This window comes from Neisseria sp. HMSC074B07 (assembly GCF_001810355.1).
Taxonomy (GTDB): Bacteria; Pseudomonadota; Gammaproteobacteria; order Burkholderiales; family Neisseriaceae; genus Neisseria.
The window spans coordinates 30,554-42,924 of the sequence record NZ_KV800921.1; the positions used below are offsets into that span (position 1 = coordinate 30,554).

15 protein-coding genes are annotated in these 12,371 nt (G+C 50.4%); 9 read left to right on the forward strand and 6 right to left on the reverse strand.

What is annotated here, in order from left to right:
* The first annotated feature begins 372 nt into the window (after positions 1-372).
* Entirely contained in the window at positions 373-1,776 is a 1,404-nt protein-coding gene (locus HMPREF2726_RS03810; protein WP_070602238.1) for a pentapeptide repeat-containing protein, read from the forward strand.
* 484 nt (positions 1,777-2,260) lie between these two features.
* On the opposite strand, the gene HMPREF2726_RS03815 is transcribed toward HMPREF2726_RS03810, so the two are convergent.
* Positions 2,261-2,782: a thioredoxin family protein gene (locus HMPREF2726_RS03815; RefSeq protein ID WP_070602240.1), complete on the reverse strand. Its 522-nt coding sequence runs from the start codon at positions 2,780-2,782 to the stop codon at positions 2,261-2,263.
* Complete coding sequence (locus HMPREF2726_RS13680) at positions 2,779-3,084, reverse strand: hypothetical protein (protein ID WP_148132467.1); 306 nt, start codon at positions 3,082-3,084, stop codon at positions 2,779-2,781. The genes HMPREF2726_RS03815 and HMPREF2726_RS13680 overlap by 4 nt, the downstream gene beginning before the upstream one ends.
* Here HMPREF2726_RS13680 and HMPREF2726_RS03820 point away from each other — a divergent pair.
* Together HMPREF2726_RS03820 and ruvC are read left to right on the forward strand one after the other, a co-directional pair.
* Entirely contained in the window at positions 3,083-4,681 is a 1,599-nt protein-coding gene (locus tag HMPREF2726_RS03820) for a helicase HerA-like domain-containing protein (RefSeq protein ID WP_283118699.1), read from the forward strand. The genes HMPREF2726_RS13680 and HMPREF2726_RS03820 overlap by 2 nt on opposite strands.
* 112 nt (positions 4,682-4,793) lie before the next feature.
* Positions 4,794-5,336: a crossover junction endodeoxyribonuclease RuvC gene (gene ruvC / locus HMPREF2726_RS03825; protein ID WP_070602242.1), complete on the forward strand. Its 543-nt coding sequence runs from the start codon at positions 4,794-4,796 to the stop codon at positions 5,334-5,336.
* A gap of 172 nt (positions 5,337-5,508) precedes the next feature.
* Here the strand turns inward: ruvC and apaG are convergent, their stop codons facing one another.
* The 4 genes from apaG to HMPREF2726_RS03845 form a co-directional block, all read right to left on the reverse strand.
* Positions 5,509-5,877 (reverse strand): Co2+/Mg2+ efflux protein ApaG, encoded by a 369-nt coding sequence (gene apaG, locus HMPREF2726_RS03830; protein ID WP_003759386.1) that lies wholly within the window; start codon positions 5,875-5,877, stop codon positions 5,509-5,511.
* Positions 5,878-5,968: 91 nt separating this feature from the next.
* Positions 5,969-6,457 (reverse strand): phosphatidylglycerophosphatase A family protein, encoded by a 489-nt coding sequence (locus HMPREF2726_RS03835; RefSeq protein WP_003759387.1) that lies wholly within the window; start codon positions 6,455-6,457, stop codon positions 5,969-5,971.
* A complete protein-coding gene (gene thiL, locus HMPREF2726_RS03840) occupies positions 6,450-7,406 on the reverse strand; it encodes a thiamine-phosphate kinase (protein ID WP_070602244.1) in 957 nt (318 codons plus the stop codon). The genes HMPREF2726_RS03835 and thiL overlap by 8 nt, the downstream gene beginning before the upstream one ends.
* A gap of 365 nt (positions 7,407-7,771) precedes the next feature.
* Positions 7,772-8,584, reverse strand: coding sequence for a competence/damage-inducible protein A (locus HMPREF2726_RS03845; protein ID WP_070602247.1), 813 nt, complete (start codon positions 8,582-8,584; stop codon positions 7,772-7,774).
* A gap of 68 nt (positions 8,585-8,652) precedes the next feature.
* On the opposite strand from HMPREF2726_RS03845, the gene HMPREF2726_RS03850 reads away from it, so the two are divergent.
* The 6 genes from HMPREF2726_RS03850 (at position 8,653) to HMPREF2726_RS03875 (ending at position 12,339) form a co-directional block, all read left to right on the forward strand.
* Positions 8,653-9,171: a hypothetical protein gene (locus HMPREF2726_RS03850; RefSeq protein WP_070602249.1), complete on the forward strand. Its 519-nt coding sequence runs from the start codon at positions 8,653-8,655 to the stop codon at positions 9,169-9,171.
* 139 nt (positions 9,172-9,310) lie between these two features.
* A complete protein-coding gene (gene argG / locus HMPREF2726_RS03855; protein ID WP_070602251.1) occupies positions 9,311-10,654 on the forward strand; it encodes an argininosuccinate synthase in 1,344 nt (447 codons plus the stop codon).
* A 70-nt stretch (positions 10,655-10,724) separates the two neighbouring features.
* A complete protein-coding gene (locus tag HMPREF2726_RS03860) occupies positions 10,725-10,940 on the forward strand; it encodes a DUF4177 domain-containing protein (RefSeq protein WP_070602254.1) in 216 nt (71 codons plus the stop codon).
* On the forward strand, positions 10,933-11,148 hold the full coding sequence (locus tag HMPREF2726_RS03865; protein ID WP_045072146.1) for a hypothetical protein: 216 nt from the start codon (positions 10,933-10,935) through the stop codon (positions 11,146-11,148). Before HMPREF2726_RS03860 ends, HMPREF2726_RS03865 begins: the two co-directional genes overlap by 8 nt.
* A 96-nt stretch (positions 11,149-11,244) precedes the next feature.
* The gene (locus HMPREF2726_RS03870; RefSeq protein ID WP_045072149.1) at positions 11,245-11,694 is read left to right on the forward strand and encodes a DUF3290 family protein; all 450 of its coding nucleotides are present in this window, start codon (positions 11,245-11,247) and stop codon (positions 11,692-11,694) included.
* 12 nt (positions 11,695-11,706) lie between these two features.
* Entirely contained in the window at positions 11,707-12,339 is a 633-nt protein-coding gene (locus tag HMPREF2726_RS03875) for a DUF421 domain-containing protein (RefSeq protein ID WP_070602255.1), read from the forward strand.
* Positions 12,340-12,371 lie beyond the last annotated feature (32 nt).

The following is a 12,371-nucleotide window of genomic DNA, read 5'->3' on the forward strand; positions in this document are numbered from 1 at the left end:
CCCCCATCCTAACCTTCCCCCGCCGGACGGGGGAGGGACAAGGTTACTGACACGGCAAGAGGTCGTCTGAAATAGAAATCTATGCCGCTACATGCAGCCTGCCCCCTCTCCCGTCTGGCGGGAGAGGGCTGGGGAGAGGGTGGCTCTACGGGCTGCACGAATTTACTTTTGCTTAAAACCACAAAGCCACCCCCATCCTAACCTTCCCCCGCCGGACGGGGGAAGGAACAAGGTTGCTGCTGCGACAAAAGGTCGTCTGAAACCGTAAACTCAGTTTCAGACGACCTTCTCCTTTTTTGCCTCCACGCAATACTATAAAATTCGGGCTGCTGTTGATAGCAACTCCAATGATGATTAATAAGGAAATACAGAATGGGAAATGTAGCTTTTGTTATTGACCATAAGTGGGCAATTATAAGCATCCTAGTTGCTCTGATTATTTTATGCTGGGTACTTTTTGGTAAAAAATGGAGCAATGTATTAAAAGTCTTTTGTGCCGGGACATTTTCCATCGTTATTTTTGATATTTTATTTAATTGGTTTGAATTTTATTCTAAGGATTCGATAGACACTTTATCTGCGGGTTTTTGGAATTTCATTATTCTGATTGTTTCTGCACCAGTCGCTTTCGTCATTTGGCATTTCCGCGACGAAAACAATAGACAGCAAATCGAGAACCAGCGCAAAGACATTAATCTGAAAGAATTTCAAAAACTTTCCGAATGGGTTAGTGGTGCACATTTGCCGGAAATAAAAACCGTCAGTAAAACCACGCAGAAAAGCAGCTCAAAAGACGGGGCAGAAATTATAGAACAAACGACGGAGCAATCTGAAGAATATGCCAAAAAACCGGATACTGCCCATTTTGATACCTTCAGTAAACGGGACGGCGCGGTCGCTTTGCAGATTTCTGCTATCTATAACCTGTTACCATTTTTTCGAGGCGATTATGGAGAAAGTTTCCGCCTGCCTGCATTTAATCTGTTGAAGTCCGCTTGGCAGACAATGCTGCAAGATAGTTTGAAGAAATTGGAAAGAGAAAACCTATCTGAGATAGAAAAATCAGAAATTAGGGTTGAATTGTGGCAAAAAGCAGGAAGCCCTATGGGAATAGCTTTAACTCGTATGTTGTTAAGCTTAAATCAGGAAAATACAAAACTAAATCTACGCGATTTCCCCGAAATGTTACCCAATATTTGTTTGGCTGGGATAGCATTTAATTTGAATGGAATAAATGAAAGTACTAGGGATTTGTCAGGTTTAGATTTGTCTGGGGTGGATTTTCGAGGAGCTGACTTGCAATTGGCTAATCTCCAAAATAGTCAATTAGCTATGGCCAAGTTACAAAACGTCCAACTCCTTGAAGCTAACATGCAAAATGTTCAATTATTTGGTGCAAATTTACAAAATGCTCAATTAGTCTCAGTTAATTTACAAAATGCTCAATTAAATTATGCCAATTTCCAAAATAGTTTCTTATCACCATCGAATTGGCAAAATGCTGATATGGCATATGCTGATTTGAGGCAATCCTTTTTTGAATGGAAGAGACTATTTTACAGCAATGTTAATTTGAGTTTTGTTAAAATAACCGTGCATGATTTTAGTAAAAAAATTTATCCCGATTGGAAAAAAGAAAACGATTCTAAGTGGGAAGAACTGACAAAGGATGAGCAGAAGAAAGTAATGCAACGATTTTGTGATGAAACAAAGATGTGGATCTATAATGAAAAAGGGATGCTAATAGTATTTCCTATTCAGGAGGATGAAACCTAACTCTAATCATGGTTTATCCCTAAAGGTCGTCTGAAACCGAAATTCTCTTTTCAGACGACCTCTTCTTACGAACAGACCATACCAAACACCCCTCCGCCGTCATTCCCGCGCAGGCGGGAATCCATCGCAAACTCTAAGAAACAGATATTTGAAAAACAGTTGCCGAGATTTAAAAGTAGATTCCCGCCTGCGCGGGAATGACGGTAACCGGACAAGAATCTATACCACGACATGCAGCCTGCCCCCTCTCCCGTCCAGCGGGAGAGGGCTTGGGAGAGGGTGGCCCTATGGGTTGCACGAATTTGATTTTGCCTAAACCTCAGAAGCCACCCCCATCCTAACCTTCCCCCGCCGGACGGGGGAAGGGACAGGTTGCTGATACGGTAAAAGGTCATCTGAAACTGAAAATTTGGTTTCAGACGACCTCTCTTCATCGCTCCGCAAAATCTCTAACCCTCAAACGGTGCAATCCCAAACGGGCGGTTTACCGCAAGCCGTTTGCGTCCAGCCATTTCTCCAAGTCTTCGGCGCTGATTTTGCCGCCGTTTTCTTCCAAATCAAGCTTGTTGACCTGTTTGCCTTTGCTGTATTTCGCTAAGACAGGCGTGCCGCCGAGTTTGTATTGTTGGCGGAACGCGGTCCATGCTTCTTTGTCCTGGTGCAGGAGGTGGACGTTGACGAAGTAGATTTTGCCGTTCAGGTTGCGGCTGGCGATGTAGCGTTTGAACATGGGTTCGAAGGCGTTGCAGTCGCCGCAGCTTGGGCGGCCGATGTAGGCGTAAACGGTGTCTCCGTTGGCGACGCGTTTTTTGAAGCTTTCGACGGTCAGGCTGTCGAGGTGGAAGTAGATGTCGGAATAGGTGTCTTCCAGCCGCTTGGTGTTTTCGGCGGAAAGGCGCACGGCGGTTTGCGCTTCGGACAGGCTGTTTTTCAGGGCTTCGGTTTCACGGTCGGCGGCGCAGGAACACAAGAGCAGCGCGGCGGTCAGGACGGGCAGGATTTTCATGATTCGGCTCCTTGGTTGCGATAGGGAAAGTATACGCTTTTCGCGGCGGCGGGGTCGTCTGAAACTTGGGAAACGGTTTTTTTCAGACGACCTTTTGATGTATGGCAATGGGCGGGCGAAGTAGCGTTGTGTAGCGTGGGCTTTGTCCGCGATGGGTTGGGGGAGGGCGTCGGTTTACTGCGGGTTGAAGCCATCCCCTGCAAAACGGTAGAATGACGGCAGTTTGGCAGACGGTTTGCGCCGATATTTGGGCGCGCCGTTCCTATATCGATATAAACCATCCAATCAAAGGAAACCTTCATGACGACATTCCCCATCGCGCGCGCGGGCGATAAGACACATCAGGTTCGGGCGCGGGTGGTGGCGGATCCGTCATTCCCCATCGCGCGCGCGGGCGATAAGACACTTGAAATCCAAGGCAAAATGGCGAACCGCCACGGCTTGATCGCCGGTGCGACCGGTACGGGTAAAACCGTAACCCTGCGCCGTATGGCGGAAGCCTTCAGCAGCGAGGGCGTTCCCGTATTTTTGGTTGACGTCAAAGGCGATTTGTCGGGCATCGCGCAAGCGGGTGCCGCCAGCGGCAAGGTGGGCGAACGCATTGCCGAGTTTGGCTTGGGCGAGCAATGGCTGCAAAGTTTCCCCGTGCGCTTTTGGGATGTTTACGGCGAAACCGGCATTCCGGTGCGCGTAACCGTTTCGGAAATGGGCCCGCTGCTGCTGGCGCGTTTGATGAATCTGAACGACACGCAGGAAGGCTTGTTGAACCTCGTGTTTAAAGTTGCTGACGACAAAGGCTGGCACATTCTGGATTTGAAAGACTTGCGCAGCATGCTGAAACACGTTTCCGACCACGCTTCGGAATACCGCACGCAATACGGCAACGTCTCCGCCGCCAGTATCGGCGCGATTCAGCGGCAGCTTTTGACGCTGGAGAACGAAGGCGCGGAAAAATTCTTCGGCGAGCCGTCGCTCAACTTGCAAGATTGGATGCAGACCGACAACGGCAAAGGTGTCATCAATATCCTCAATTCGGAAAAACTGATGCGCTCGCCGCGTATGTACAGCGCGTTTTTGCTGTGGATGTTGGCGGAATTGTTTGAAACCCTGCCCGAAGTCGGCGATTTGGACAAGCCGAAATTCGTGATGTTCTTCGACGAAGCGCATTTGATGTTCGACAACGCCGCCAATGCGCTGGTGGAACAGGTCGAGCAAGTCGTGCGCCTGATCCGTTCCAAAGGCGTGGGCGTGTATTTCGTGACCCAAAACCCGCTCGATTTGCCCGACACCATCCTCGGACAGCTCGGCAACCGCGTGCAACACGCCCTGCGTGCCTTCACGCCGCGCGACCAAAAAGCGGTTAAGGCCGCTGCCGAAACCTTCCGCAGCAACCCGAATATCAAAGTTGCCGAAGCGATTGCGGAACTGGGCGTCGGTGAAGCACTCGTTTCCTTCCTCGATGAAAAAGGTATGCCCGAGCCGGTAGAACGCGCGCTCGTCCTGCCGCCGCAATCGTCCTTGACCCCGCTTGCCGCAGAAGAGCGCAACCGCTTGTTCCAAAACGATGATTTGTATCCGACCTATAAAGACATGGTGGACAATTATTCCGCCTTTGAAGCCTTAGCCGAAGCCGACAGCCAGGCTGCGGCGGAGAAAGAGGCGGCAGCGGCGGCAAAAGAGCAGGAAAAAGCGCAAAAGGCCGCTGAAAAAGAAGCCGCCAATGCCGATCCCGGCATACTCGGCGGACTGCTCGGCGGCTTGAGCGGCGGACGCAAAAAGTCAGGACAGGGCTTGGGCTACAACGTCGCCGATGCCATCGGCAGCCAAATCAACCGCCAAGTAACCAACGCCATTTCCCGCAGCGTGATGGGCATCATTAAAAACATGTTTAAAAAATAAGGCGTAAAAAGAAGGCAAAGGTCGTCTGAAAGCATGAAAATCGGTTTTCAGACGACCTTTTATGCTGGAGGAGGCGGGAGGTAGATTGACGATATGGGAACAAGAGACTGAGATGACTGTGCAAAAAAGCGTCCGCATTTTGGGGATAGACCCCGGCAGTCGGGTGACCGGTTTCGGCGTGATCGACGTATGCGGCAGGGAACATTTTTATGTGGCTTCAGGCTGTATCAAAACGCCGCCGAATGCGCCGTTGGCGGAGCGTATCGCCGTGATTGCGCGGCATATCAAGGAGATTGTGCAGCAATACCGCCCGCATCAGGCGGCGGTGGAGCAGGTGTTTGTCAATGTGAATCCGGCGGCTACGCTGATGCTGGGACAGGCGCGCGGGGCGGCATTGGCGGTGTTGGTGATGGAAAACTTGCCTGTGTTTGAATATACGGCTTTGCAGGTCAAGCAGGCGGTGGTCGGGAAAGGCAAGGCGGCGAAAGAGCAGGTGCAGCATATGGTGGTGCAGATGCTGTCGCTGTCGGGTACGCCGCAATCGGACGCCGCCGACGGACTCGCCATCGCACTGACACACGCTTTGCGCAATCACGGCTTGGCGGCGCAGTTGGGCAAGGGGCAGATGCAGGTGAAGCGGGGGCGTTTCCAATAAGACTCGACGCGGCATTGCTTCGGTATAGTGGATTAACTTTAAATCAGGACAAGGCGGAGGCAACGCCGTACTGGTTTAAAGTTAAGCCACTATAAAAAAAGGTCGTCTGAAAGCCCCTTAATCTTTCAGACGACCTTTGGTTTTCCCGATCTGTATTGTTTTTGCTCGGTGTTTATTGCAGGGTGAAGCCTGCTTTGAATTCCAGCTTCGGCACGCCGACGATAAAGCGTTCGCCGATGCTGTCTTCAAACTCGTATGCGCCTTCGATGCTGCCCCATGGGGTGCAGAGTTGGGAGCCGCTGTTGTATTCATACGCCTCGCCCGGATAGAGAACCGGCTGTTCTTCAATTAGACCGGAATGGCCTACCGGTTCGGTCGCTCCGTGTCCGTCGGTGATTTCCCAGAAACGCTGGCGCAGCGTGATGACATCGTTGCTGCGGTTGCAGATGGTAATCACATAGTTGAAGGCATAGCGGTCGCGATAAACATCGCTTTGACCCGCAACGTAGCGTGGTTGAACATTGATTTCGATTTCGTTCATTTTTGTTGTCCCGTAATAGTGTTTTTTGTTTGCACCGATTTTTTTCGATGCGTTTGAAGTCTTATGGCTTCGAATAAGTGTGTTGAAAAAATCAGATAATCCAGGCAGCAATGCCTAAAACTATCAAGGTCATGATGGCGGCGATGATGTCGTCCAGCATGATGCCGAATCCGCCGTGCACATGCCGGTCAAACCATTTGATCGGCCAAGGTTTGATGGAATCAAACAGGCGGAACAGAATAAATGCCGCCAGCCACCAATTCCATTTAAACGGCGCAAAAGCCAGAATCAGAAGCATCGCTACCATTTCGTCCCAAACGATACCGCCGTAGTCTTGGATGCCGAGTGCTTTTTCGGTGTGGTTGCAGATGCGGATGCCCCACATAAACAGGGCGACACACAAAAAAGCCAGAATCCAGCCGTCGATACCGATTAAAACCAAGAGAAATGCTATCGGCAGGGCAGCCATCGTTCCGAATGTGCCGGGCGCGACAGGCGCGAGACCGCTGCCGAATCCGAATGCCAGAAGGCATAACGGGCGCTGCTTCAACCAGTCGAAAGTAGGTTTAAATTCAGCCAAAGTGATCAAATCCTAATGAAGTCAGTTTTAATTCGCCGCCATTGGAATCTATTATTTTCAGACGACCTGTATTATTTATTTTCCCGATGGGCGTTACTGCTACGCTGCATTGTTCGGCTGCTTTCTGAATCTCGCTGCGCCGGCATTCGGGGGCGGTGAAAACCAGTTCGTAATCATCGCCGCCTGCCAGTGCGCAGGAGAGCCAGCTTTCGTGCGGTAAGACGTTTTTCAATTCTTCTAAAACCGGCAGCGCATTTGCCGAAATTTCCGCTCCGACCGATGACGCGGTCAAAATGTGACCGAGGTCTTGTGCCAGACCGTCCGAAATATCTTGAGCGGCATGGGCAATGGGCAGAAGCGCCTGTCCCAATCCCACTCTAGGCTCCGGACGGAGCAGCCTGTCATGGCAGCGGTCGAACAAATCGGGTGGTAGTGTGTGTGTGTTCAGGCGGCAGTTTAAAGCGGCTGCTGCTGATCCGATTTGTCCCGATACCCAAATATCGTCGCCGTCTTTCGCGGCATCGCGCCGTAGGGCTTGTCCTTGCGGAAGCTCGCCGATAATGGTGACGTTGAATACCAAATCGCCTTTGGTCGTGTCGCCACCGATTAGGGTAATGCCGAAACGCTGCGCCAAACTGAAAAAGCTGTCACAAAAACGTTTCAGCCAATTTTCGTCCAATTCGGGCAATCCGGCACTTAATAACACCCATTTCGGGGTTGCACCCATCGCGGCCATATCGGATATATTGACAGCAAGCATTTTCCATGCCAAATCTTCCGGAGCGGTGTCAGAAAAAAAATGTCTGTCTTTTAACAGCATGTCCGCGCTAAAACATAAATCAAATCCGTGACTTGGGCGGATAATCGCGGCATCGTCGCCAATTCCCAAAATTAAACCGCTGCTTTTCTGTTTTTGCAAATATTGTCTGATAAAGTCAAATTCCGTCATATATTGCACACAAAGTGATAAAGAGTATTATTAATCGAAATGGAATTTTCGATAGACGAATAATGTATATTTATACAATATATATGTTAGTTAATGTAATAGATTGCATTAAACGGTAATGTAATCGAGTGGATTGCAAAAATAAATAAGATTTTTTAGTCTAAATGATAAAGGTCAAAAAACGTGCTTCTATCAAAATGATTCCCTAAAAAGGGAAAAAGCGCCTCAAAAAAGAGCATCAAGCCGCGCAAGAGGAACGGTAATATAGGAAAGTCTGCAAGTTGATATCAGGATATCGAGGTCGTCTGAAAAGCCGTTTTAGGTTTTTCAGACGACCTTTTGTCAAAATAAGAACAAAACGGCTTTTAGGCAGGCGTATCTTTCAACTCCGCGCCCACATCTTTCAAACGCTGCAATACTTCATCCCATGCTTTGTCCAAATCGCGGCATGCACCGCCTTCCGCCTTGATGCCGAACTCGATATGCGGTTTGACCGCCGTTCCGTCCGCATTTTGCCAGCCGACGCTGGGCAGGCTGTAAGAGCGCACGCCCGGGTAGGTGCGTTCGACGTATTCCATAATCGGCGCGACGCGCGATTCGGGTTGTCCGAACACATACACGCTGCGGCTGCCGCGTTCGGTTTGGTTGAAGCGGTCGGCGTAATAAGTATCCAAAACCCATTCCGCCATCGGGTGCGCCATCACGGGGAAGCCGGGGAAGAAATAATGTTCGCGGATGGAAAATCCGGCGATGTTGTTGAACGGGTTGGGCACAAGTTCCGCGCCTGCGGGAAAGTCCGCCATTTTCAGGCGCTGGGCGTGTTCGGGGGCGTCGAGCGGCTCGCCGCGTTTAAGGGTAACGGCTTCGACGAACTTGGCGGCTTCGGGATGGCGGACGACGGGCAAATCCAAAGAGGTGGCGGCAGCTTGGCGGGTATGGTCGTCGGGTGTAGAACCGATGCCGCCGGTAACGAAAGTTGGCAGGTCGTCTGAAAAGCTGCGGCGCAGTTGTTTAATCAATAAATCAGGTTCGTCGGGCAAGTATTGCACCTGATTGAGCTTCAGTCCGCGCGATTCCAGCAGGGATTTGAAAAAGGCGAAATGCTTGTCTTGGCGGCTGCCGTGCAGGATTTCGTCGCCGATGATGATGAGGTTGAACAAATGCTGTTGGTCTTTCATAATCTTTCTTCTCGGAGGTCGTCTGAAAATGTCCGGACGCGCCTAAAGGGTTAAACAAAAGGAAAACCATGCACGAATATCGTTTGAAACAACCGAAAAACTGGCTTGACCGCTTGGAAAGTGTCTTCTTTGCCGTCTTCGGCTTGGGTTTGATACTGATGGAACGGCGCATTGCACTGGGCTTAACGCTCTTTGCCTTTTCCGCATGGTCGCTGTGGCGTGATTTTTATAAACGCAGCCGCGAAATCGTATTTTCAGAAGAAGGGATTTGCAAAATCAGCCGCGAAGGCACGCAAACACTGCCTTTAGAGGATTTTTGCGGCGTGGCGGTATTTACTGATACGAAACGAAGCAGAATCATTAATATCTACCGGATTGCGCTCGTCCCTAAGCAGCCGTACGATACGCCGCTGACGGTATATACCGTAGTACAGTCGTTTACCCGTCTGCCGGCTTTACCCCCGGAGTCCGTCAATTACATCCGTCATCGGATTGCCGAATGCACGGGCTTGCAGGATTTCGGCGATATCGGCTCGGCGACCTTGTCGGAGCTGTATGCAAAATGCTGTTTTTTAAATCAAGATTGACATGAAAACCGAAATCCGTTTTCAGACGACCTATTTGGTTTACTCGGCTGGATTGTCGGCAATATTTATTAGATAATAAACCTAATTTTACGAAAAGGGGCGGTTGCGCCCATTTATTTTTAGTCCAAAGGATTCCCCCATGAGCCAAAACAATACTATCCTGCAATCCCTCCCCATCGGTCAAAAAGTCGGCATCGCCTTCTCCGGCGGTCTTGATACCTCTGCCGCGCTGTTGTGGATGAAACTCAAAGGCGCGCTGCCTTATGCCTACACTGCCAACCTCGGTCAGCCAGACGAAGAAGACTACAACGCCATTCCCAAAAAAGCGATGGAATACGGTGCGGAAAACGCCCGCCTGATCGACTGCCGCGCGCAGTTGGCACACGAAGGCATCGCCGCCATCCAATGCGGCGCGTTCCACGTTTCCACCGGCGGCATCGCCTATTTCAACACCACGCCTCTGGGCCGCGCCGTTACCGGCACCATGCTCGTCTCCGCCATGAAAGAAGACGACGTCAACATTTGGGGCGATGGCAGTACCTACAAAGGCAACGACATCGAGCGTTTCTACCGCTACGGTCTCTTGACCAATCCCGCGCTGAAAATCTACAAACCTTGGCTCGACCAACAATTTATCGACGAACTCGGCGGCCGCCACGAAATGAGCGAATTTCTGATTGCCAACGGTTTCAACTACAAAATGTCGGTTGAAAAAGCTTACTCCACCGATTCCAATATGCTCGGCGCAACGCATGAAGCCAAAGATTTGGAATTCCTCAACAGCGGCATCAAAATCGTCAAACCCATCATGGGCGTTGCCTTCTGGGACGAAAACGTCGAAGTCAAACCCGAAGAAGTCAGCGTACGCTTTGAAGAAGGCGTGCCGGTTGCATTGAACGGCAAAGAATACGCCGACCCCGTCGAACTCTTCCTCGAAGCCAACCGCATCGGCGGCCGCCACGGCTTGGGTATGAGCGACCAAATCGAAAACCGCATCATCGAAGCCAAATCACGCGGCATCTACGAAGCCCCGGGCATGGCGTTGTTCCACATCGCCTACGAGCGTTTAGTAACCGGCATCCACAACGAGGACACCATCGAACAATATCGCATCAACGGCCTGCGCCTCGGCCGCCTGCTCTACCAAGGCCGCTGGTTCGACAGCCAAGCCCTCATGTTGCGCGAAACCGCCCAACGCTGGGTCGCCAAAGCCATTACCGGCGAAGTAACCCTTGAATTGCGCCGCGGCAACGACTACTCGATTCTGAACACCGAATCGCCCAACCTGACCTACCAACCGGAACGCCTGAGCATGGAAAAAGTCGAAGATGCCGCATTCACCCCGCTCGACCGCATCGGCCAGCTCACCATGCGCAACCTCGACATCACCGACACTCGAGCCAAACTCGGCATCTACTCGCAAAGCGGCTTGTTGTCGTTGGGCGAAGGTTCGGTATTGCCGCAGTTGGGCAATAAGAAATAAGGTTTGTTGCCCTACATCATTGGCAACTTAAGGGGTCGTCTGAAAAGACGATCCCTTATAAAGGAATCCCATGAAAGAATACAAAGTCGTCATTTATCAAGAAAACCTGCTGTCCAGCCTGTTTTTCGGCGCAGCCAAAGTCAATCCCGTCAAATTCAGCGCGTTCCTCAACAGCCAAACTCCAGAAGGTTGGCGTGTCGTAACCATGGAAAAAGACCAACGCCGTATGCTCTTATTTTTCAGACGTGAAGCCTACATCGTCATTTTGGAGCGGGAACGTGTTTAAGCTAGGCGTTTATGCCTGTCTCGGGCTGTTCGTCGGCTGGGTGTTGCTGCTGATTCTGCAACTTTGGTTTTCTTTTATCGAGGCAGAATTATTCTTCAAAATTACTCTGACCATGGCGGGGTTGTTTGTCATCATCCTCGCTGCCTTGCTGGTGTTCAGTCAGTATTTTTCCGAAAAGAAAATGAAAGACGACGGGTTTATCAACTGATGCGGCTCCGGACAAAACCTGCATCCAAACCATAATAGGTCGTCTGAAAAACCGTTTTCAGACGACCCCCACTATTTCCTCAAATCATTTGAAATCATGAAATTCTTCACACACTTTTATCTTGAAAACCATATGTATTTCAACGACTACTTGAAATACGTCCTCATTTTCGCCGCGCTCGTCGTCCTGCTGCTCGCCGTGTCGCAATACCTGCGCCACCGCATGGATACCAAATACCGCGACCTGAGCATCATTGCCCTGCTGCTGCTCATCCTCATCAGTGGTATCCAATACCTCTCATACAGCGAACGCCAAAACTTTGCCGCCGACACCTCGCGCATGGTCGGGTTTCTCAATGCCCTGATTGAAAACCAAAAAGTGGAAAAACGCGACATCAGCGTCAACAGCACGCACCTATACAACGGCATGATCGTCGGCATCAAAAACCAATACTACGAAGTCCATTTCAATCAAGACTTCTCCGCCTACACCCTGACCCCCATCAATTTGGTCAACAACAACATCGAACTCATCGACAAAGAATAACAGGACACACTCATGGAAGCATACTCCCTCCTTGCCTTCAAACTCCTTATGGGTATTTTAGGTTTGGTTTTGCAAATCAACCTCTTAGGTAAAGGCAATCTCGCCCCCACCTCCGCCATGGATCAAGTGCAAAACTATGTTCTCGGCGGCATCATCGGCGGCGTGATTTACAGCGACAGCGTCGGGCTTTTACAGTTTTTCCTCGTGATGGTTCTGTGGACGCTTTTGGTATTGAGCCTCAAGTTCATCAAAAACAACAACCGCTGGGTCAAATCCATCATTGACGGTAAATCCGTCTGGGTCATCGTCAACGGCGAAATCCAAACCGAAGAATGTATGAAAAACGGCATCAGCGCACACGACCTGATGTTTAAGCTCCGTGCCGCCGGCATCTACGAAATCGCCGCCGTCAAACGCGCCGTCATGGAACAAAACGGTCAGCTCACCGTCATCCAATACGGCGACGAAAGCCTGCGCTACCCCCTGATTACCGACGGGCAAATCGACCACGACATCTTGGAAATCATCAAACGCGACGACGAGTGGCTGCAACAGGAACTTGACCGTCTCCATCTTGATGCTTCGAAAGTCTATATCGGCGAATATATCGACGGGAAATTGGTGGCACACCCTTATCCTTCTTAATTTATAGTGGATTAAATTTAAATCAGGACAAG